18 protein-coding genes are annotated in these 20,623 nt (G+C 70.0%); 11 read left to right on the forward strand and 7 right to left on the reverse strand.

Annotated features, from left to right (window positions below):
* Nucleotides 1–24 precede the first annotated feature (24 nt).
* From ACWDV4_RS06125 to ACWDV4_RS06150, 6 genes are all read left to right on the forward strand, one after another.
* Nucleotides 25–525: an FAS1-like dehydratase domain-containing protein gene (locus ACWDV4_RS06125; RefSeq protein WP_449975288.1), complete on the forward strand. Its 501-nt coding sequence runs from the start codon at nucleotides 25–27 to the stop codon at nucleotides 523–525.
* Nucleotides 522–965 carry a MaoC/PaaZ C-terminal domain-containing protein gene (locus ACWDV4_RS06130; protein WP_449975289.1) on the forward strand — a complete coding sequence of 148 codons (444 nt, stop codon included), beginning with the start codon at nucleotides 522–524 and terminating at the stop codon, nucleotides 963–965. The genes ACWDV4_RS06125 and ACWDV4_RS06130 overlap by 4 nt, the downstream gene beginning before the upstream one ends.
* On the forward strand, nucleotides 962–2,107 hold the full coding sequence (locus ACWDV4_RS06135; RefSeq protein WP_449975290.1) for an acetyl-CoA acetyltransferase: 1,146 nt from the start codon (nucleotides 962–964) through the stop codon (nucleotides 2,105–2,107). Before ACWDV4_RS06130 ends, ACWDV4_RS06135 begins: the two co-directional genes overlap by 4 nt.
* On the forward strand, nucleotides 2,104–2,481 hold the full coding sequence (locus tag ACWDV4_RS06140) for a Zn-ribbon domain-containing OB-fold protein (RefSeq protein WP_449975292.1): 378 nt from the start codon (nucleotides 2,104–2,106) through the stop codon (nucleotides 2,479–2,481). Before ACWDV4_RS06135 ends, ACWDV4_RS06140 begins: the two co-directional genes overlap by 4 nt.
* Before the next feature lie 44 nt (nucleotides 2,482–2,525).
* Nucleotides 2,526–3,683 (forward strand): acyl-CoA dehydrogenase family protein, encoded by a 1,158-nt coding sequence (locus tag ACWDV4_RS06145; RefSeq protein WP_449975294.1) that lies wholly within the window; start codon nucleotides 2,526–2,528, stop codon nucleotides 3,681–3,683.
* A gap of 160 nt (nucleotides 3,684–3,843) precedes the next feature.
* Nucleotides 3,844–5,919: a cellulose binding domain-containing protein gene (locus tag ACWDV4_RS06150; RefSeq protein ID WP_449975295.1), complete on the forward strand. Its 2,076-nt coding sequence runs from the start codon at nucleotides 3,844–3,846 to the stop codon at nucleotides 5,917–5,919.
* A 92-nt stretch (nucleotides 5,920–6,011) separates the two neighbouring features.
* Here the strand turns inward: ACWDV4_RS06150 and ACWDV4_RS06155 are convergent, their stop codons facing one another.
* Entirely contained in the window at nucleotides 6,012–8,003 is a 1,992-nt protein-coding gene (locus ACWDV4_RS06155) for an acyl-CoA dehydrogenase family protein (RefSeq protein ID WP_449975296.1), read from the reverse strand.
* A gap of 178 nt (nucleotides 8,004–8,181) precedes the next feature.
* On the opposite strand from ACWDV4_RS06155, the gene ACWDV4_RS06160 reads away from it, so the two are divergent.
* Complete coding sequence (locus ACWDV4_RS06160) at nucleotides 8,182–10,215, forward strand: hypothetical protein (protein ID WP_449975298.1); 2,034 nt, start codon at nucleotides 8,182–8,184, stop codon at nucleotides 10,213–10,215.
* A gap of 77 nt (nucleotides 10,216–10,292) precedes the next feature.
* Here ACWDV4_RS06160 and ACWDV4_RS06165 read toward each other — a convergent pair whose 3' ends face one another.
* From ACWDV4_RS06165 to ACWDV4_RS06190, 6 genes are all read right to left on the reverse strand, one after another.
* On the reverse strand, nucleotides 10,293–11,777 hold the full coding sequence (locus ACWDV4_RS06165) for an MDR family MFS transporter (RefSeq protein ID WP_449975299.1): 1,485 nt from the start codon (nucleotides 11,775–11,777) through the stop codon (nucleotides 10,293–10,295).
* A gap of 236 nt (nucleotides 11,778–12,013) precedes the next feature.
* Nucleotides 12,014–13,234: a TetR/AcrR family transcriptional regulator gene (locus ACWDV4_RS06170; RefSeq protein ID WP_449975301.1), complete on the reverse strand. Its 1,221-nt coding sequence runs from the start codon at nucleotides 13,232–13,234 to the stop codon at nucleotides 12,014–12,016.
* A gap of 2 nt (nucleotides 13,235–13,236) precedes the next feature.
* On the reverse strand, nucleotides 13,237–14,511 hold the full coding sequence (locus tag ACWDV4_RS06175) for an FAD-dependent monooxygenase (protein WP_449975302.1): 1,275 nt from the start codon (nucleotides 14,509–14,511) through the stop codon (nucleotides 13,237–13,239).
* A gap of 13 nt (nucleotides 14,512–14,524) precedes the next feature.
* On the reverse strand, nucleotides 14,525–15,148 hold the full coding sequence (locus ACWDV4_RS06180) for a maleylpyruvate isomerase family mycothiol-dependent enzyme (protein ID WP_449975304.1): 624 nt from the start codon (nucleotides 15,146–15,148) through the stop codon (nucleotides 14,525–14,527).
* Nucleotides 15,148–15,978 (reverse strand): fumarylacetoacetate hydrolase family protein, encoded by an 831-nt coding sequence (locus ACWDV4_RS06185; protein WP_449975306.1) that lies wholly within the window; start codon nucleotides 15,976–15,978, stop codon nucleotides 15,148–15,150. Before ACWDV4_RS06185 ends, ACWDV4_RS06180 begins: the two co-directional genes overlap by 1 nt.
* Complete coding sequence (locus tag ACWDV4_RS06190) at nucleotides 15,975–17,132, reverse strand: cupin domain-containing protein (RefSeq protein WP_449975308.1); 1,158 nt, start codon at nucleotides 17,130–17,132, stop codon at nucleotides 15,975–15,977. The genes ACWDV4_RS06185 and ACWDV4_RS06190 overlap by 4 nt, the downstream gene beginning before the upstream one ends.
* Before the next feature lie 66 nt (nucleotides 17,133–17,198).
* On the opposite strand from ACWDV4_RS06190, the gene ACWDV4_RS06195 reads away from it, so the two are divergent.
* From ACWDV4_RS06195 to ACWDV4_RS06210, 4 genes are all read left to right on the forward strand, one after another.
* A complete protein-coding gene (locus ACWDV4_RS06195; protein ID WP_449975309.1) occupies nucleotides 17,199–18,005 on the forward strand; it encodes an IclR family transcriptional regulator in 807 nt (268 codons plus the stop codon).
* 109 nt (nucleotides 18,006–18,114) lie between these two features.
* Entirely contained in the window at nucleotides 18,115–19,296 is a 1,182-nt protein-coding gene (locus tag ACWDV4_RS06200; protein WP_449975310.1) for a cytochrome P450, read from the forward strand.
* Nucleotides 19,293–19,481, forward strand: coding sequence for a ferredoxin (locus ACWDV4_RS06205; RefSeq protein WP_449975311.1), 189 nt, complete (start codon nucleotides 19,293–19,295; stop codon nucleotides 19,479–19,481). The genes ACWDV4_RS06200 and ACWDV4_RS06205 overlap by 4 nt, the downstream gene beginning before the upstream one ends.
* A complete protein-coding gene (locus ACWDV4_RS06210; RefSeq protein WP_449975312.1) occupies nucleotides 19,478–20,614 on the forward strand; it encodes an NAD(P)/FAD-dependent oxidoreductase in 1,137 nt (378 codons plus the stop codon). The genes ACWDV4_RS06205 and ACWDV4_RS06210 overlap by 4 nt, the downstream gene beginning before the upstream one ends.
* The last annotated feature ends 9 nt before the right edge of the window (nucleotides 20,615–20,623 follow it).

Genomic DNA, 20,623 nt, shown 5'->3' on the forward strand with positions numbered 1-20,623 from the left:
GATGAGCGAAGTGGAGGGGAAGGCGTGAGCCTGCTGACCGACGAACTGCGCGCGCTACTGGGCACCCGGAAGGTGTATACCGCGCCGGAACCGCTCGGCGCGGCAGCCGGCCGGTACTTCGGCATGGCCGTCGGCGACGACAACCCGCTGTACTCGGACACCGAGTTTGCCCGCGCGCAGGGCCTGCCGGGCGTGACCGCCCCGCCGACGCTCATCTGCGAGACCAACCAGTACGCGAACCTCCCGATGGACCGCGACGGCTACGCCGGGCACTCCTGGCACCTGAACGTCCCCGGCACCCGCCAGGTCCGGGGCGGCAACAGCTACACCTTCCACCGCCGGGTACGCCCCGACGACGTCATCACCGCGACCTGGGAGATCCACGACCTGACCGAGAAGCAGACCCGTACCGGCGCGGACATGCTCGTGGTCTCCTCCCGTGCGACGTACACCAACCAGGACGGTGAGCTGCTCGCCGTCAACGAGGAGACGATCATCCTGGTCAGCCTGGACGGTGCGGCATGACCGCCCAGCTGCCACCGGACGTCGGGGATGAGCTGCCCGCGCTGGAGCGCACCATCACGCTCACCGACATGGTCGCCTACGCCGGCGCCACCTGGGACTGGTACCGCCTGCACTTCGACCCCGAGTTCGTGGCCGCCGCGCAGGTCCCGGGCCCGGTCGTGGACGGGCAGGTGTTCGGTGCGCTCTTCGTCGAGCTGCTGCAGGACGCGCTCGGCCCGCGCTGCTTCGTACACGAGCTGTCGTTCACGTTCCGGAACCTGATGTTCGCCGGCGAGACCGTGCGGTGCGCGGGCACCGTGGTCGAGGTCGGTGCCGACCGCGTCCGGGTCGAGCTCTCCGCGACGATCCTGGCCAGCGAGTACGGCCCGCAGCGGCCGGCGGCCCGCCCCGCCCACGCGACGGTCCTGCTGGGTACGGCCGACGGGCCGGGCGCGCGGTGACCGGCGTCGCGATCGTCGGCGCGGCCGAGTGCGACCTCGGCCGCACCGGAAAGTCCACCCTCACGCTGCAGACCCAGGCCGTCACCCGGGCGCTCGCCGACGCCGGGCTGACCCTCGCCGACGTCGACGGACTGGCCACCACCGGGGTGTCCCGCTTCTCCACCACACAGCTCGCCGACTATCTCGGGTTGCGGCCCCGCTGGGTCGACTCGACGTTCGTCGGCGGGTCGGCCACCGAGATGATGGTCGCCCGCGCCACGCAAGCGATCGAAGCCGGTCAGGTCTCCACCGTGGTCATCAGCTTCGCGTCCAACCAGCGCTCCGCGCGCTCGCGCAGCCTCGGCGGGGTCGTCGAGGAGCACACCCCGGAGGCCCAGTTCGAGACCCCGTACGGCCCGCTGTACCCGCTGTCGTACTACGCGATGGCGGCGCAGCAGTACTTCCACCGGTATGGCGGAACACGGGAGAAGCTGGCCGAGATCGCGGTCGCCGCCCGGGAGTGGGCGCTGCTCAACCCGGCCGCGTTCCGCTACGGTGCCGGGCCGCTGACCGTCGACGACGTACTCGCCGCGCCGATGGTCTCCAGCCCGCTCACCGTTGCTGACTGCTGCCTGGTGACCGACGGCGGGGGAGCAGTGGTGCTCACCGCGCTGGACCGGGCCCGCGATTTGCGGCACCCGCTGGTCCGGGTCCTCGGATACGGCGAGCGGTCGACGAACAATTCGATGACCGCCGTCGAGGACCTGACGGTCACCGGTGCCCGCGAGTCCGGCCGGGAGGCGTTCGCGCGGGCCGGCATCACACCATCGGATGTCGACGTGCTCCAGGTGTACGACTCGTTCACCATCACCGCCGCGCTCAGCATCGAGGCACTGGGCTTCTGCGGGCCGGGCGAGGTGCTCGACTACATCCAGGACGGTCGGATCCGGCCCGGCGGTGAGCTGCCGCTGGACACCTCCGGCGGCGGCCTGTCGTACTGCCATCCCGGGCAGTACGGGGTGCTGCTGCTGGTGGAGGCGGTCCGGCAACTGCGCGGCGAGGCGGGCGCCCGGCAGGTGCCCGACGCCCAGGTGGCCGTGGCACACGGCACCGGCGGAATCCTGTCCACGCACGCGACGGTGGTGCTGGGGGTGCCGCGATGAACGTACCGCCGCCCGACGACGTGACGGCCGACTGGTGGGAGGCCACCCGCCAGCACCGCTACACGCTGCAGACCTGCGGGTCCTGCGGACACGTCCAGCACCCGCCCCGAGCGCTCTGTACCGCCTGTGCGTCGACGGCGGACCTCGGGTTCGTCGAGGCGTCGGGCGACGGCGTCGTGGACACCTTCACCGTGGTGCACCGGGCACCCGTTTCGGGGGTTGCCGTGCCGTACACGATCGCCCGGATCCGGCTCACCGAGGGGCCGATCGTGTTGTCCACGCTGGATGGTCAGGACTGGCGGATCGGAGACCCGGTCCGTGTCGGCTGGCTCGATCTCGACGACGGCCGGGCACTGCCGGTCTTCCACCGTTGAACGACCGGGCACTGCCGGTCTTCCACCGCTGACGGAGGCTCACCATGGACTTTACGCTCACCGAGGAACAGCAGGACTTCCGCGCCCTGCTCCGTACGTTCGTCGACCGCGAGATCATCCCGGTGGCGCGGGAATGGGAGCACGCCGGGCGGTACCCGACGGAGATCGTGCGGGGGATGGCCGAGATGGGGCTCTTCGGCATTACCGTGCCGGAGGAGTACGGCGGCCTCGACCTCGATCCGGTCTCGTTCGCGCTGGTGTTCGAGGAGCTCTCGCGCGGTTGGATGGGCATTGCCGGCATCCTCGGCAGCCACTCCCTGGCCTGCCGGATGATCGCCATGCACGGTACCGAGGAGCAGAAGCAGGCATACCTGCCCGACCTGGCCACCGGTGTCCGGCGGACCGGCATCGGCCTCACCGAGCCGGACGCCGGCACCGACCTGCAGGGCATCCGCACCACCGCCCGCCTCGACGGCGACCACTACGTGGTCAACGGCACCAAGATGTGGATCACCAACGCGCGGTACGCCGACCCACTGCCGGTGCTGGTCAAGACCGACCCGCACGCCACGCCCGCGCACACCGGCATGAGCGTGCTGCTCATCGACACGACGCTGGAAGGCTTCCAGGTCCTGCGGGACCTCCCGAAGCTCGGCTACAAGGGCACCGAGTCCTGCGAGATTCTCCTCGACAACGTGCGGGTACCGAAGGACCGGTTACTCGGCGGCGTCGAGGGTGTCGGCCTCAAGCAGGCGTTGTCCGCCCTGGAGTGGGGCCGGGTCAACATCGCCGCGCGCTCGGTCGGCATCGCGCAGCGCGCCCACGACGAGGCGCTGGCCTACGCCCAGCAGCGCAAGGCGTTCGGTAAGCACATTGCCGAGTTCCAGGCGATCCAACTCAAGCTCGCCACCATCGCGATCCAGTTGCAGGCCGCGCGCCTGATGGCGTACTGGGCGGCGGACGCGGTCCGGCGTGGGCGCGCCGACGGGCAGACCGGGATGGCCAAGGTGTTCTGCTCGGAGGTTGCCCTCGAGGCCGCGATCGACGCGATGAAGGTGCACGGCGGCTACGGCTACTCCACCGAGTTCGAGGTCGAGCGCCTTTACCGGGACTCGATCCTGATGAGCATCGGCGAGGGCACGAACGACATCCTGCGGACCGTTGTCGCGAAGGCGCTCGTCCGCGGCGAGGTGACCATCTGACGAGAGCCGCATGCGGGTCTACTGAACTGGCCCAACTCGACGGTCTTGCTGGCGCGTAGGTATCCGTCGATACTTCCTCTGGAGCCGGCCGCAATCGAGGGACGAGGGCAACTCTCGATCGTCACCCGTCCATGCGCCATGCTTCGAAGGACCGACTCTCATGAGCCCTCTCCACCGCAGACTCCCGCGCCGCCTGGCACCCGCCGCCGTACTCGTTCTCGCCGGCACCCTGGCCCTCGTGCACCAACCCGCAGCCGTCGCCGACGTCGTGCCCGTGACGGTCACCGTGAACACCAAGGCCGGCCTGGCGACCGTGCCGGACACCGCCCTCGGCGTCAACGACGCGATCTGGGACGCGCAACTGGGCACCACCGCCGTCTCCGACCTGTTGCAAGCCGCCGGGGTGCAGATGCGCCGGTATCCGGGCGGCTCCTACTCGGACATCTACCACTGGGAGGACCACACCGCGCCGGGCGGCTACGTGGCACCCGACACCGACTTCGACACCTTCATGGCGGGCGTACGCCGCAGCGGCGCGCAGCCGATGATCGTGGCGAACTACGGCACCGGCAGCGCCGAGGAGGCAGCCGGTTGGGTGCGGTACGCCAACGTGACCAAGGGCTACGGCGTGACGTACTGGACGGTTGGCAACGAGAACTACGGCAACGGCCACTACGGCGCCAACTGGGAGGCCGACGACCATCCCGACAAGAGCCCACGGCAGTACGCCACGGAGGTCATCGCGTACGCCGACGCGATGAAGGCGGTCGACCCGACCATCAAGGTGGGTGCCGTGCTGACCATGCCGGGCAACTGGCCGGACGCCGTCGTGGCCACCGGCGACGCCGGAAGCTGGAACCAGGTCGTGCTCTCCCTCGCCGGCTCGAAGATCGACTTCGTCGACCTGCACTGGTACCCGGGCGGCAGCACCGCCGCCGAGGCGGTGGCCAAGACGGAACACGTCGTCGACGCCGTGTACCTCGCCCGGCAGCAGATCACCCGGTACGCGGGCGCGAACGCCGACCGCATCGGCATCAGCCTTACCGAACTCAACGTCGGGGTCGGGCAGAACACCATGCCGGGCGCGCTCTTCCTCGCCGACGCCTACAGCGGCCTGCTCGCGAACGGCGTCTTCACCGTGCAGTGGTGGAACGTGCACAACGGCATCGGCACCGTGTCGACCGTCGCCGGGCAGACCGACTACGGCGACTTCGGCCTGCTCTCCAGCGGCAACTGCACCGCGGACAACAGCGTCTGCCAGCCCCCGATGAACACGCCCTTCGCGCCCTACCACGGGCTGTCGATGATGGGCAGGTTCACCAACACCGGCGACCAGTTCATCCGCGCCGGCAGCGACCAGGCGCTGGTCACCACACACGCGGTACGCCGACCGAACGGCGACGTCGCGGTGCTGCTGCTCAACAAGGACCCCGACAACGCGTACGCGGTCGCGCTCGACTACGCCGGTTTCACGCCGGCCGCGTCGGTGCCGACCGTGCACACGTACACCAACGGCGCCACCTCCATCAGCACGGCCCAGAAAGGAACGGCCACGTCCCAGACGCTGCCGCCGTACTCCCTGACCGTCGTCGAGACGCGGAGCGCGAGCGTCGTGACCGGCGCTCCCACGGCGCCGGGCCAACCCGTCGCCGACGCGGTGACCGACCAGGCGGCGACGATCAGCTGGCCGTCGGCGCGGGCCGGGGCCGACCCCATCGCCAAGTACGAGGTCTACCGACAGTACGGCCCGGTCAGCGAGCAGTTGGGGGAGACAACCGGGACCTCCTTCACCGTACGGAACCTGAGCCCGGGCACGCGGTACACGGTCAACGTGCTGGCCCGCGACACGGCGGGCCGGATCTCGTGGTCGTCGCCGCCGCTGACGTTCGCCACGGGTAGCCCGGCGGAGAGCACCTGCGCCGTGCGGTTCGGCGTCGTCACCGACTGGGGCAACGGGTACGTGGCGAACATCGACGTGACCAACACCGGCCCGGACGCGATCAACGGCTGGACGCTCACGTTCGACTGGCCCACCGCCTGGCAGCGCCTCGACAACGGCTGGAACGCCAACTGGTCACAGCACGACCGCGCCGTCCGGGTGACCAACACGGAGCACAATGGCCAGCTCGCGGCCGGCGGCGGCACGACGTCGGCGGGCTTCGTCGGCGGGTACGGCGGCCCCAACGTGCCGCCGAGCACGTTCCGGCTCAACGGCACGGTCTGCACGATCCGCTAGTACGAGCCGCTAGTACGAGCCGGTACGCATCGCCGGGACGGGCGGACAGGGCAGTGATGGGATCGCCAGCGCTGTCACCCGCACCGTCCCGGCTACCCCGGGACTTCCTGTGCATCACCGGTGGCGTCGTGGGCAGCCATGGTTGCCTGCCGGTGGGGTTCCTCGCGCAGGATGGCGCAGTGCAGCCACCGGTCCGGGATGGCGAAGCCGTCCACCAGGGTGCGCATGTGCGGGCGCAGCTCCTTGAGTAGACCGTTCACCACACCGGTGATCGCCTTGGAGCGGGCCGGCGTGATCCGGCCGTGCTCCAGGAACCATCTCTTGTCGGCCTCGATGACGCTGAGCGCGTACAGGTCGCAGACCCGGGAGAGCAGCGCCCGGACCGCCGGGTCCGCAGTGTCTTCGATGCCGGCGACGAACGCCTCCAGGGTGACCCGGTCGATGTGCGCGGCGGCAACGGCGAGGACGTGGTCCTGGACGTCGTTGAAGATGTCGAAGGGGCGGTCCTTCTTTGTGGCCGCGCCGTCGCGCAGACGGCGGACGGCACCGTCGAGGAGGTGTCGCTCGCGGTCCTCGAAGGTCTTGAGCTGCCAGCCGCGATCGGTGACGGCGACCTCGTCGTCGCGGCCGGGCACAGCGCTGATCAACCGTTCGATCAGCGAGCGCGCGGCGGTGCGCTCAAGCACCATGTCACGAACCTGTTCGGCGACGAACGAGGCGCGGCCCCAGCCGTCCAGCGAGCCGAACTCGTCCCGGTAGCCGGTGAGCAGCCCCTTGGCCACCAGTTGCAGTAGCACCGTGTTGTCGCCCTCGAACGTGGTGAAGACGTCGGTGTCAGCCTTCAGGCTGGGCAGCCGGTTCTCGGCCAGGTAGCCGGCGCCGCCGCACGCCTCGCGGCACATCTGGATGGTGCGGGTCGCGTGCCAGGTCTGCGCGGCCTTGAGACCGGCGGCCCGGGACTCCAGTTCTCGTTGCCGGTGCTCGTCGACCGGCCCGTCGCCGCCCTGCAGCTCACTCAGCGCGGCGACCAGCTCGGCCTGGGCGAAGTGCAGTGCGTAGGTGGTGGCCAGGGCGGGCAGCAGTTTGCGCTGGTGGGCCAGGTAGTCGTTGAGCAGCACCTCCCGGTCCGCGTCGGGCGTGCCGAACTGGCGGCGGATGTCGCCGTAGCGCACCGTGATGGTCAGCGCCGACTTGGTGGCCGCCGACGCGGCACCGCCCACGCTCACCCGGCCCCGGACCAGGGTGCCGAGCATGGTGAAGAAGCGCCGGGAGTCGTTCTCGATCGGGCTGGAGTACGTCCCGTCCGCCGCGACCTGACCGTAGCGGTCCAGCAGCATGTCCCGAGGCACCCGCACGTGGTCGAAACTGATTCTGCCGTTGTCCACGCCGAGCAGGCCGCCCTTGGGCCCCGCGTCGCCGATGCTCACGCCGGGCAACGGGTTGCCGTGCGCGTCGCGGATCGGGACCAGGAACGCGTGTACGCCGTGCCGCCGACCATTGGTGATCAGTTGTGCGAAGACCACCGCCATGCGACCGTCCCGAGCCGCGTTGCCGATGTAGTCCTTGCGAGCCGCCTCGTACGGGGTGTGCAGATCGAAGGTCTGTGTCTGCGGGTCGTACGTACAGGTGGTGCGCAACTGTTGGACGTCGGAGCCGTGGCCGGTCTCGGTCATCGCGAAGCAGCCGAAGATCTCGCCCGAGATGATGTCCCGCAGGTAGGCGTCGTGGTGCCGCTGGGTGCCGAGGGCCGCGACCGCACCGCCGAACAGACCCCACTGCACGCCCGCCTTGACCATCAGCGACAGGTCGACCTGGGCCAGCATCTCGCTGGCGATGATCGAGCCGCCGACGTCGGATCTGCCGCCGTACTCGGTGGGGAAGGCCGACGCGACGCCCAGCTCGACGGGGAGTTCGTGGAGCAGTCGGGTGATCCGCTCCCGTGCCTGGTCACCGGTCTCGCCATACACCGGGAGGAACTGCTCGTCGAGGTGATTCCGGTGCGCGTTGCGAACCTCGGCCCACGGTCCGTCGAGCATCTCCTGCAGGTGGGCGAGGTCGATACGGCCGGATGCGTGATCGGGCATGGTCACCCCTCGAGCTGGCGGACATATAGGTACAGTCTGGTCTCGATCAAGACTACCGGCCCGTCCGAGGGCCGCGCGTGCGGTGGCCCGCCCCCTTGCTGAGATTCATTCGCAGGCGTAGGAAGAACAGCACGCCCCACCCGCCGTGATCCGCCGTCCGATGTCGAAGGAGACGCGCGTGAGCAGACCCCGACGGCTCCGTCTCGCCGTGTCCGTGCTGGTGACCGTAGGCGCCGTCCTGCTCGGCACCGGCGCCACCGCGGCACCGCCCGCGACGGCGACACCGGGCGGGCACCCGGGCTGCGACCCGATCGACCCGACGGCCTGCCTCCTGCCGTTCCCGAACGACTACTTCACCGTGCCGGATCGGACCAGCCCCACCGGCAAGCGGGTACGGTTCGCGGCCTCCGCGATGCCCGCCAACGCGCAGGGGACTCCGATCGACCCGACGGAATGGAACCGGCAGGACGGGTTCAGTCCCGGCTCGCCGATCCTGGTGCGCGTGCCCGGCCTCGACGCCGCGGCGACCGGGATCGCACCGGTCACCGACATCGGCCGCTCGCTGGCGCCGGACGCGCCGATTGTGCTGCTCAACGCCCGGACCGGCAAGCGCACGCCGTACTGGGCCGAGCTGGACGCGCACGCGGCCAGCCAACCGGACCAGCAACTGCTGATCATCCGGCCGGCGGTGGCGCTGACCGAGGGCACCCGGTACGTCGTCGGCCTACGCGGCCTGCGCGACGGCACCGGGGCGCTGATCCCGGCCCCGAAGGCGTTCACGAAGTACGTGACCGGTGCCGGCCTCGACCATCGGGACCGTCGCGTCCCGCAGCTGAAGCGGATCCTTGCCGACCTGACCAGAGCCGACGTCAGGCGGCACAGTCTTTACCTGGCCTGGGACTTCACCGTGGCCAGCCGGCATGGTCTGACCGGGCGGATGCTGGCGATCCGGGACGGCGCGTTCGCTGCCCTCGGCCGGGCCGCACCGTCGTTCACCGTGACGCAGGTGACCGACTACCCGCCGGAACGGGATCCACTGATCGCCCGGCAGGTGGTCGGCACCGTCGGCGTGCCGTCGTACCTCACCGGTGACGGTAGGCCCGGCTCCCGGCTGCACTACGGGCCGGCCGGCGGCGACGGCAGGCCACCGACGCCGGACGCCCTGCCCACACCGTCCGGCGCGACGGTGGCGGCGGACTTCGTCTGCAACATTCCGCGCAGTGCCTCCGCCACGAAGCCGGCGCACCTCTCGCTCTACGGCCACGGCCTGCTCGGCCGGCCAACCGAGATCAACGCCAGCAACGTCAAGACGATGTCGGACACGTACGACTTCACGTTCTGCGCGACGAGCTGGATCGGCATGGCCACGGCCGACGTCCCCTATGTGGCCGGCGCCTTCACCGATCTCAGTGCCTTCCCCTCGGTGGCGGACCGGCTGCAGCAGAGCTACCTGAACTTCCTGTTCCTGGGCCGGGCGATGATCCACCCGGGAGGGTTCGCCGCCCACCCGGCGTTCCGGGACGCCGCCGCACGGCCGCTGATAAACGTGGCTGGCGGGCTGCACTACGACGGCAACAGCCAGGGCGGCATCAACGGCGGCGCGCTTACCGCCATCGCCCAGGACTGGACCCGGTCGGTGCTCGGTGTGCCGGCGATGAACTACTCCACGCTGCTGCAACGCAGCGTGGACTTCGCCCCGTTCCAGGAAATCATGAACGGCTACTACCCGGACAAGGCCGACCAGCAACTGGTCCTCGCGCTGCTGCAAATGTTGTGGGACCGCGCCGAGGCCAACGGGTACGCCCAGCACATGACCGATCGGCCGCTGCCAGGCACCCCGGCGCACCAGGTGCTGATGCACGTGGCCTTCGGCGACCAGCAGGTCTCCACGGCCGCGGCGGAGGTCCAGGCGCGCACCATCGGCGCCCGCCTGCACACCCCCGCGCTCGCCGACGGCTGGTCATTGGACGTGCGGCCGTACTGGGGCATCGCGCCGATCCGCAGGTATCCGTACACCGGCTCGGCGATGGTGGTCTGGAACAGCGGCACGGCGTACGCGCCACCGCCGACCAACCTCGCCCCGGCCGGGCCCGAGTACGGCGCGGACCCACACGAGTTCCCGCGTGCCCAGACCGCAGCCCAGAGACAGAAGGCGGTGTTCCTGCTCACCGGCAGGATCGTCGACGTCTGTGCGGGGACGCCCTGCCGGTGACGCCGACCCGGAGGCCGTGCTGGACCCTGTGCCCGCCGATGACGGGCCGGCCGCGGCGGTCGGCAGAGGGCGGGTGATCATTTCTGCTCCTGCAGGACCTTCTCCTCGCCGGCGATGACCGCCTTCGGTGCCACGTCCACGGTGGTGCGCAGGGAGATCGGTTCGAGCAGCACCGCCGCGACGACACCGAGGACGGCGACGGCCGCGGAGATGAGGAAGATGCGGCCGGTGGCATCGCCGTACGCCACCGCAGCCGGCTCCCCGGCCGCCGTGCCGGTACTGACCTGGCGGGCGAGGACGGCACCGAGCACGGCGACGCCGATGGTGCCGCCCAGCGATCGGAAGAACACCACGGTGGCGCTGGCGGTGCCGATGTCGGAGAGCGGGACGCTGTTCTGCACGACGAGGACGAAGTTCTGCAGGGTCATGCCGACGCCGGCGCCGACGAGCAACATCGCGACCGCGATGAGGACCATCGGCGTGCCCTCGTCGATGAAACCGAGGACGGCGAAACCGACGGTGAGACTCAGCGCGCCGGTGACGAGGAAGGGCTTCAGTCTCCCGGTACGGGAGACGAGCCGGCCGGCGACGATCGAGGAGATCAGGATGCCGGCCATCATCGGGATGGTGAGCAGGCCCGCCTCGGTGGGGGAGTGGCCGCGGCTGCGCTGGAAGTACTGCGCGAGAAACACGGCGGCGCCGTACATGGCGGTGCCGGCGGCGAGGCTGCCGAGGATGGCCAGGGCGGTGGCACGTTGACGGATGATGCGCAGCGGCACGAGAGGTTCCGGAGCCCGCGACTCGACCCAGAGCGCGATTCCGAGCAGGATCACCGTGCCGCCGACCATGGCAGCGGTCTGCCAGGAGGCCCAGGCGAACGCGTCGCCGACGAAGGAGACCCAGATCAGCAGCAGGCTGACGCCCGCCGTGATGAACGTGGCACCCCAGTAGTCGATCTTCACGTTGTCGCGGCGGTACACGGGTAGGCGCAGGGTGAGCTGCAGGATGATCAGTGAGGCGATCGCGAACGGTACGCCGACGAAGAAGCACCAGCGCCAGCCGAGCCAGGACGTGTCGACGATGAAGCCGCCCAGCAGTGGGCCACCGATGGTGGAGATCGCGGTGACGCTGGAGAGGTAGCCGGCGTAGCGGCCGCGTTCGCGCGGGGACACGAGCGCGCCGATGGCGATGCTGACCAGGGTCTGCAGGGCACCGACGCCGATGCCCTGCAACCCCCGCGCGGCGATGAGCTGTCCGGCGGTCTGGCTCAGTCCCGCGGCGATCGAACCGGCGACGAAGATCAGGACACCGATCTGGATGAGCGCCCGTTTGGAGAACAGGTCGGCGAGCTTGCCGAAGATCGGGGTGGCGACGGTGGCCGTGAGCAGGGTGGCGGTTACCACCCACGTGTACTGGGTGGGCGAGCCGTGCAGGTCGCCGAGCATTCGGGGCAGGGCCGTGGCGACGACGGTGCTGGCCAGCGTCGCGACGAACAGGGCGAGCAGCAGGCCGCTGAGCGCCTCCAGGACCTGGCGGTGTGATCTTTCGGTGGTGGTGCTCATGGTGCGGCCTCCGTGCGGTTCGTTGCTACGACGCTGCCCTCGCCGTCGGCAACTCGCCCACGCGCAGGCCCTCGATGCCGGTGCCGTGCAGCCCCGCCGGTGAGCAACCCGTAACAGCCGTCGCCCGCGGCGACCGCCTTGATCCGGTCGTGCAGGGCAAGCTATCCGGGTCGGCAAAATTAAGTCAAGTGATTGCTTTGCGGTATCGCGTGCGTCACCGCGCCGGGCCGGGGCGCTCAGGGGCGGGCGTCGGCAGGCGCGCGGTACAGCCCTTCGATGGCGTCGACGAGACTCGCTGCGGTCACCGACCAAGCGGCCGCGGCGGCCTCGCTCTCCGCCGGCAGCGTGCGTTCGCGCTGTGCGCACATGTGCACGATCAGCGTGCGCGCCATCTCGTCCCGCTCCCGCAGGACCCGGAGGCTGAGCGCCGGGAGGCAGCGGTGCAGGCCCTCGGTCACCGCGTGCCGCATGGGCGCCTCGTGCAACTCCGCGGCGGCGAGCTCGCGCAGCTTTGGTTCGGTCAACAGTTGTGCGGCGAACCGGGCGTACCAGGTTGGTGCGTCCAGCGACCTCAGGTGCTCGGTGAACGGGAGCACGACGCAGCTGACCCAGTCCCGCAGTCTGGTGCTGCCACCGTGCTGGGCCAGCAGGCCTGCGCGGATCTGCTCCATCGACGTGGCATGGCGCGCGACGATGGCCCGGACCAGATCGGCCTTGGTGCCGAAGTGATAGCCGACCGCGGTGTTGTTGCCCTGGCCGGCGGCCTCGCTGATCTGACGGTTGGAGACGGAGTAGACGCCGTGCCCGGCGAAGAGCTGTTCCGCCGTCGTCAGGATGCGCTCACGCGTCGGGCCTGCCTTCGGTATGACCGGTTCGGCGACGGGACCCACGATTGCCGCCGTACCGCCCGCCGTGAGGGCGAACATCCGGTCGATGATCTCGAACAGCGCGCTCAGGCCCTCCTCGGCGTGCCACACCGTGAGGCTCTCGCGCACACACGTCAGCGCGAGACCGGTCAGCACCCGGCCGGGCAGTTCCCCGACGCCGCGTTCGGCGAGCCAGTACAGGATGGTCTTCTCGAGGTGGGCGTCGGCGACGACGTGGTGGTGGCTCAGCTCCGGCTGGCGCTCGATGATCCGCCGTCGCGAGGCGACGACGCGGGACTCGGCCGCCAGGTACGCCTTGAGGGTCCGGGTCAGTGCCGGCCACGGCTGGGCGTCACCCTCGAAGGCCAGCAGTTCGGAGACCCGGGCCGCCTCGTCGGGGTCCGGGTCGAACAGCACCCCGAGCTTGGAGTCGAAGTGGTTGAAGAACGTCCGGCGCGAGACGCCGGCCGTGGCGGCGATCTCATCGACGGAGACGGCGGCGAAGCCGTGCTCCTCGAACAGCACGAGCGCGGCCTCGCGCAGGCGCCGCCATCGCCTGAGCCGGTCGGGACCGGGGCTGGTGGTGATCACCTCTAGACAGTAGGCCGTCGGCGGACGAGTTGCACTTGGTGCAAGTCGTCCGCCGATGCCAGTGGGATCGGTTTGAACATCTCCGGCTCGTCCTCCGGGAAGAGCGCGGTCGGGCCGTAGATCCAGTCTGTGAAGGAGTAGTCGTGGACCGCCCGGGCGCGGAGCAGGATGTTGCGCTGCTCGCGCTCGACGCCGTCGAGGTGCCAGAGGTTGCCCCACGCGCGACCCGTCAGCAGCACACGTCGGCAGTGCTCCGGTCGGACCGCCTCGTAGGCCGCGAGCGCGCCCGCCCAGTCGATGACGCCATCGCCACCCCGAAGTCGCTTGACGTGCTCGGCGAGTACCCAGCCGTCCTCGATCGCCATGATCGCGCCCTGCGCCATGTACTGCAGCGGCGGGTGCGCGGCGTCGCCGAGGAGGGCGATCCGGCCGTCGACCCAGGTGCTGATCGGGTCGCGGTCGTACATCCGCCACCACTTGTCGCGCCACATGTGCGGCAGCCCCTGCTGAACGGCGTCGCAGGTCCCGGTGAAGGCGGCGTCGAACTCGTCGGGGGTGCCCCAGTCCTCCAGCCCGGCGAGTGCCTTGGGCGACTCGAAGACGGCAACCTGGTTGAGCAGGTCACCACCGCGCAGACCGTAGTGGACGAAGTGGCAGCGAGGGCCGACGTACACGACGACCTCGGAGACGTCGACCGGGCGGCCCACCTCCGCGATCGGCACGGTGCCACGGTAGGCGACGTAGGCCGAGGAGACGGGCTGATCGTCGACGAGGAGCTTGCGGGCGACGGAGTGCAGACCGTCGGCCGCGATCACCACGTCCCCCTCGTGAACGGTGCCGGATTCGGTCGTCGCGGTGGCCTTCGCCCCGTCCTGTGCGTACGCCACGACCCGCTGCTCGGTGAGCAGCTCGACGCCAGCCTCGCGACAGGCCGCGAGGAACAGTCCGTGCAGGTCACTGCGATGGATGACCAGGTACGGGAAGCCGTACTCGCGCTCGAGGTCACGCAGGTCGAGCGCGGTCAGATCGCTGCCGTCGACCGCGTCGCGCATCACCATCTTGTCGGGTACGACGCCGCGGGCCTTGGCCTTTTCCAGCAGTCCGTAGTCATCGAGGATCCGGGTGCAGTTCGGTGCGAGCTGAAGGCCCGCGCCGACCTCGCCGAACTCCTTCGCCTGCTCGAGGACCCGCACCTTCAGCCCGACGCGGGACAGCGCGAAGGCGGCGCTCAGCCCGCCGATCCCGCCACCGACGACGACAACGTCAGGGGTGCTCACGTTCCTTGCCTCCTCAGAGCCAGGGGCCGAGGTCGGGAACCCCGGCGAGGGAGTGGGGACGGCCGGCCAGGTAGGCGACCACCTCGGGCAGCGGCCCGTCGGGAACCTCGGTGAGACCGCGCTTGGCCTGGATCTCCACCAGCAGCGCGGAGAGGAATCCGTCGGGAAGGTCGGCGAAGGTCAGCCCGGTGCCGAGATCGACGGCGTGTACGCAGACCTCGCGGGCACGCATCCAGGGGATCTCCGTGGCGGGGACGGTACGGCCCTGCGCGGTGACGACCTCGGCGCGCCATTGCTCCGTGCTGAGGGTGCCGATCGCGACCGCGAGATTGCGCGCGGATTCGGTCACCCACGCCGCCAGTTGGGTCGCGGGAAGCTTCGCGCCGGAGGTGATGTCGGCGTTCCGCTGCTCCATCGAGGAGTACATCGGTGTCCGCTCGCCGGTCCGGGCCCAGTGCACGAGGTTGCCGAGCGCGTCGGCGTTGGCGGCGACGTGCGCCACGAGATGTTTGCGGGTCCAGCCGGGCAGCGCGCTGGCCTCGGTCATCGCCGGTTCGTCCAGCGCGGCGACCTGCGTGGCGAGCAGCTCCGTTCCGCGCTCGACCCACTCCAGCGAGTCGACGTGCGTGCGCGACATCAGGACTCCTTGACGATCCGGTTGGTGCAGGCACCGATACCGGCGATCTCGGTCACGACGGTCTCGCCGCCGACGAGGTACACCTTCGGGTCACGCGCGTGGCCCACCCCTGCGGGCGTACCGGTCGCGATCAGGTCGCCCGGGTTGAGGCGGATGACGGTGGAGACGTACTGCACCAGGTGTACCGGGTCGAAGAGCAGCGTGCCGGTGTCGTCCTGTTGCATGACCTGGCCGTCGACGGTCGTCTTCACCTCGAGCGCCGGGCGGACGCCGCCGACCTCGTCGGGCGTCACGACGTACGGGCCGACCGGGGTGGAGGAGTCCCAGATCTTGCCCTGGGTCCACTCGATGGTCCGGAACTGCCAGTCGCGGACCGAGATGTCGTTCATGACCGTGAAGCCGGCGATGGCGGCCTCGGCCTCCGCCTCGGTGGCCCGCCGTACCGGCTTGCCGACCACGACCACCAGCTCGACCTCCCAGTCGAGGGCGTCGGTCTCGGCGGGCTTGGCGATGGGGTCGTTGGGGCCGATGAGGGTGTCGGCGAACTTGGGGAAGAGGGTCGGGTACGTGGGCAGGTCGCGACCCATCTCCTTGATGTGGTTGGTGTAGTTGTGGCCGACGCAGATCACCTTCGACGGGTGGGGCACCACCGGCGCCAGGTCGGCGCCCTGCGCCGGCCAGGTCTCACCGCTCGCGGAGGCGGCGATCGTGGCCCAGTCGTCCTGTGCGAACAGGGCACCGAGGTCCTCGTAGCCGAGGTCGACGAGGACGTCCCCATCGAGGCGGACGGCACGGGTGCCGCCGTTGACGCGGAGGGTGGCGAGCTTCATCGGAGGGTCTCCTGACGGTCGAGTTGGAGCGCCGAGAAGATGGGCGCGTCCGAGAAACGGAACAGGTCGAGGGCACCGGAGTCGGAGTCCGTGGTGCCGGCCTCGGACCGGGCGGAGAACTGCTGCCAGGACGGGACCACGAACAGGTCGCCCCGGGTGACTGACCAGGTCTTGTCGCCGACGGTCACCGTGCCGGAGCCGTTGAAGACCTGGTAGACCGACGACCCGGTCTCGCGAACCGGGGCGGTTTCGGTACCGCGAACGATCCGGTGGAACTCCGCGCGAATCGTCGGAAGCACGTCCGTGCCGTCGTGGGGGTTGCTGAACCGGATGGCTGCGTGGCCGGGCTCGACGGTGCCGCCGTACCCCTCCTTCTCCAGCAGTAGTTGGTCGTTGAGGGCGGCGTCGGTGTGTTCCCACTTGTAGGCCAGCAGTGGCGATCCGGGGGCCACCTCGGTCACCGAGAGCGGACGCAGGCCCGGATGGCCCCAGAGCCGCTCGGAGCGCGAGCGCGTGGGTGTGATCCGTTCAGCCTCGCTGATCTCGTCGCGGCCGAACTGGAAGAACTGTGCCTCGGTGACGTACTGGAACGGGATGTCGAGGCCGTCGATCCAGGCCATCGGCGTGGTGGTCGCGTTGTGGTGCGCGTGCCAGTTCCAGCCGGCCTGCGGCAGGAAGTCGCCGCGACGCATCGGGACCGCGTCACCGACCGCCGTCTCGCCGTTGCCGCCGACCACGGTCCACACGCCGGAGCCTTCGACGACGAAGCGGAAGGCGTGCTGGGTGTGCCGGTGCTCGGGGGCATCCTCGCCGGGCATCAGGTACTGGATCGCCGCCCACAGTGTCGGCGTCGCGAACGGCCGACCGCCGAGCGTCGGGTTCGCCAGGGCGATCGCCCGACGTTCACCCCCGCGGCCCACCGGGACGATGTCGCCGGCCTTCTCGGCCAGGCGCAGCAGGTTCTCCCAACGCCACAGGTGGGGCACGGCGCGTGACCGTGGGTGTGCCGGCATCAGGTCGCCGATCTCGGTCCAGAGCGGCACCAGCAGTTCCTGCTCGAAGCCGCGGTACAGCTCCTTGAGCGCAGGCGTCACGTCCGGCTGGTCCGGGGCCGAGACCGCCGTCAGGCGGACCGGGGTGTCAGTCGTGCTCATGTCGCCTAGGATGAACCTTGTCGAGCCAGCAGAACCAAAGATTCTGGAAGACGGAACGAGCAGGCCATGGGCAGTGTCGAACCGAAGGCCCCACCGACGTACGTCGTGACCAGTGCCGACCATGCGCTCCGGATCGCGGTCATGCTGCAACTGGAGGGTGGGCTCACGGTGAGCCAGGTCGCCGAGCGGCTCGGCGTGGCCCGGTCGACGGCCCACCGGTTGCTGCAGACGCTCGTCTACCGCGACTTCGCGGTCCAGGACGATCATCGGGTCTACCACCCGGGGCCGGTGCTGGAGCTCGCCACGCACTCGCAATCGCGTACCTCCCAGCTCCGGCTGGCGGCGCTGCCGCATCTGCAGCGGCTCGTCGACACCGTGGGGGAGTCGGCGAACCTGGCGATCCGTACGGGCGACACGACGCGGTTCATTGCCAGCGTCGAGTGTCGGCAGGCACTGCGGGTGGGGTCACGCGAGGGGATGGTGTTTCCTGCCCACCGCACCACGGCCGGGCTCGTGCTGCTCGCGCAACTCCCGCCAGTCGAGGTGGACGCGCTCTACGCCGCTGAGCGGTACCTCCGACGCCCCGACGAACGACCGGACATGGCGACCCTTCGTAGCCGGCTCACCCGCGTCCGTCGGGCCGGGTTCGCACTCAACAACGGGCTGTCGGAGCGGGGGATCGTCGCGATCGGCGTGCCAATCCGCGACCCGGACGGTACGGCGTTGGCCGGGCTCTCCATCTCGATGCCGGCGGTCCGGTACGACCGCCCGCAGCTTCCGGCGCTCGTTGCCACCCTGCACCGGGTGGCCGGAGCCATCGAAGCAGCCGGGACCGTTCAGACAGCCGGAGCCATCGACGCAGCTGGCGACTGAGCTCGACATATGCACTGTGTGCATGTCGCGTCATGCGAAACATGTGTTTGCCTGATGTGGTCGTGCTCACTTCAATGGGGTCACCGAACTACCGAACCAAGGTGAACCGATGAGCGAATCAGTCGCACCCGTCTCCGACATCGACCTGTTCGACGACATGGTGCTCGTCGACCCGTACCCCGCGTACGCCGCACTGCGTGACATGGCCAGCGTCGTCCGCCTTCCCGCGAACGACGTCTATGTGTTGACCAGGTACGACGTCATCCGCAACGCCCTCGGTGACTGGGAGACGTTCTCCTCCCAGGGGGCGATCGGATTCAACCCGATGGTCAACGAGGCCCTCACCGGCACGTCCCTCGCCTCGGACCCGCCGGTACACACGCAGCTGCGGGCGGCCCTGACCGAGAACCTGTCCCCGCGTGCACTTCGCGGTCTGAAGGACGGCATCCGCGCCAAGGCCGACGCCCTCGTCGAGGAACTGGTCAGCAAGGGCTCGTTCGAGGCCATCGACGGGCTGGCCCGCGCCCTGCCGCTCGCGGTCGTCGCGGATCTCATCGGGTTCACCGGTCACGTCCGGGACAACATGCTGCGCTGGGGGCAGGCCGCGATGCAGGTCATCGGGCCGATGAACCAGCGCACCGCGGAGAGCTTCCCGATCGCCGGCGAGCTGTACCAGTGGTGTTCGACCGTCACCGCCGAGGACCTGACACCCGGCTCGATCGGCCGGGGCATCTTCGACGCCGAGGCGCGCGGCGACATCCCGCCCCACACGGCGGGCCACATCATCCACCAGTATCTGGGGGCCGGGCTCGACACCACGATCGCCTCGATCGGCAACATCGTGGCCCTGTTCGCGGCCCACCCCGAGCAGCTCGCGCTGGTTCGGGCGAACCCTTCGCTGGTGCCGGCCGCGTTCAACGAGGTGCTCCGCTACTGGGCACCGATTCATGCCTGGGCACGTCGGGCGACCCGGGACGTGGTGATCGACGGTGTCCTGGTCCCGGCGGGCGCGAAGGTCGCGGTCCTGTTCGGCGCCGGTAACCGGGACCCTCGGCACTACCCGGACCCTGACACGTTCCTGGTCGAGCGCAACCCGATCGACCATCTGTCCTTCGGGTACGGCCCGCACGGCTGCGCCGGACAGGGGCTGGCCCGACTCGAAGCACATGCCGTCATCGAGGCGCTGGCCAGCCGTGTCGGTCGCCTGATCGTCGGGCCGGAGGTGCGGAAACCCAACAACGTCACCCGCAGCATCGAGGAGCTGCCCGTTCTCGAGGTGGTGGCGGCATGAGGATCGTCCTGGACCGTCCGCGCTGCGAGGGGCACGGACTGTGCGAGGAGGCCGCGCCCGACCTGCTGCACCTCGACGACGACGGCGAACTGGTGCTCGACCGCGAGGAGATCGGCGACGCCGACGCGGCACGGGCCAATGCCGCTGTCCGGGTCTGCCCGGTCGCGGCCCTGCGCCTGTCATGAGTACGCCGATCCACCGGGTCGTCGTCGTCGGAAACGGCATCGCGGGCCGCACTGCGGCCGACGCGCTCCGGGAGGCTGGTTTCGACGGGGAGCTCACCATCGTTGGCGACGAGCCGCACGCCGCGTACAGCCGTCCGGCGCTGTCGAAGGCGTTGCTGCTCGACGCCGACGACGCGTCGTCCCACGAGCTGCCGCCGAGCGGTCACGGGGCAACCGAGTTACTGGGGGTACGCGCGACCGGTCTCGACGTCGACCGTCGACTCGTCACGCTCGACGACGGCGCGAACCTTCCGTACGACCGCGTCGTCCTTGCCACCGGGGCCCGTGCGCGTCGGTTGTCCGACCTTCCCGAGGAGTTCGTCCTGCGCGGCCTGGACGATGCGCTTGCCCTGCGCGAGCGCATCGCTGGCCGCCCGTCGGTCGTCGTGGTCGGCGGGGGCCCGCTCGGCATGGAGATCGCGTCGGGCTGTCTGGCCGCCGGGTGTCAGGTCACCCTCGTCTCCCAGGGCCTGCCGTTGATCCAGCAACTGGGCCCGTACCTGGCCCAGGTCTTTGTCAAGGCAGCGCTGGAGCGCGGGCTCACCATCGTCGAGACCGGATCGGCGCGACTCGGACAGCGGGACGGCGGGGCACGTGTCGTACTCGATGACGGCACTGTCCTCGAGGCCGAGTTGGTGGTGAGCGCCGTCGGCGACATCCCGAACACGGAATGGCTCACCGACACCGGCCTGGCTGACCAAGGTGTCGTTCAGGTCGACTCCCGGGGACTGGTCCGGCCCGAGATCGCTGCCGTCGGCGACCTGGCAGTGTTCCCGACGCCCTACGGCCTGCGCCGCATCCCGCTCTGGAACAGCGCCATCGAGCAGGCGAAGGTGGCGGCAGCTGCGCTCGTTCGTGGGGACGACACGCCACCGCTCCAGTTTCAGCCGTACTTCTGGACCGAGCAGTTCGGGATCAACCTCAAGGCCGTCGGCTATCTTCCGCTGCCCGGAGAGCCGACGTATGTCGAGGGCGGGCCCGGCGGGCCAGCGCTGATGCGCTGGCCGCGCGACGACGGCCCCGGCGCGGCGGTGGCCCTCAACTACCGGATACCGATCCCACGACTGCGTCGGGTGAGTCGGGAGGCCGGGTAGCCTTCTCCT

The organism is Micromonospora sp. NPDC003197 (genome assembly GCF_053590565.1).

What these genes read in the sequence shown, in the direction of transcription:
- ACWDV4_RS06130 (WP_449975289.1), top strand. Translation starts at nt 522, where the DNA reads ATGACCGCCCAGCTGCCACCGGACGTCGGGGATGAGCTGCCCGCGCTG.
- ACWDV4_RS06140 (WP_449975292.1), top strand. Translation starts at nt 2,104, where the DNA reads ATGAACGTACCGCCGCCCGACGACGTGACGGCCGACTGGTGGGAGGCC.
- ACWDV4_RS06145 (WP_449975294.1), top strand. Translation starts at nt 2,526, where the DNA reads ATGGACTTTACGCTCACCGAGGAACAGCAGGACTTCCGCGCCCTGCTC.
- ACWDV4_RS06150 (WP_449975295.1), top strand. Translation starts at nt 3,844, where the DNA reads ATGAGCCCTCTCCACCGCAGACTCCCGCGCCGCCTGGCACCCGCCGCC.
- ACWDV4_RS06155 (WP_449975296.1), bottom strand. Translation starts at nt 8,003, where the DNA reads ATGCCCGATCACGCATCCGGCCGTATCGACCTCGCCCACCTGCAGGAG.
- ACWDV4_RS06165 (WP_449975299.1), bottom strand. Translation starts at nt 11,777, where the DNA reads ATGAGCACCACCACCGAAAGATCACACCGCCAGGTCCTGGAGGCGCTC.
- ACWDV4_RS06180 (WP_449975304.1), bottom strand. Translation starts at nt 15,148, where the DNA reads ATGTCGCGCACGCACGTCGACTCGCTGGAGTGGGTCGAGCGCGGAACG.
- ACWDV4_RS06185 (WP_449975306.1), bottom strand. Translation starts at nt 15,978, where the DNA reads ATGAAGCTCGCCACCCTCCGCGTCAACGGCGGCACCCGTGCCGTCCGC.
- ACWDV4_RS06190 (WP_449975308.1), bottom strand. Translation starts at nt 17,132, where the DNA reads ATGAGCACGACTGACACCCCGGTCCGCCTGACGGCGGTCTCGGCCCCG.
- ACWDV4_RS06195 (WP_449975309.1), top strand. Translation starts at nt 17,199, where the DNA reads ATGGGCAGTGTCGAACCGAAGGCCCCACCGACGTACGTCGTGACCAGT.
- ACWDV4_RS06200 (WP_449975310.1), top strand. Translation starts at nt 18,115, where the DNA reads ATGAGCGAATCAGTCGCACCCGTCTCCGACATCGACCTGTTCGACGAC.
- ACWDV4_RS06205 (WP_449975311.1), top strand. Translation starts at nt 19,293, where the DNA reads ATGAGGATCGTCCTGGACCGTCCGCGCTGCGAGGGGCACGGACTGTGC.
- ACWDV4_RS06210 (WP_449975312.1), top strand. Translation starts at nt 19,478, where the DNA reads ATGAGTACGCCGATCCACCGGGTCGTCGTCGTCGGAAACGGCATCGCG.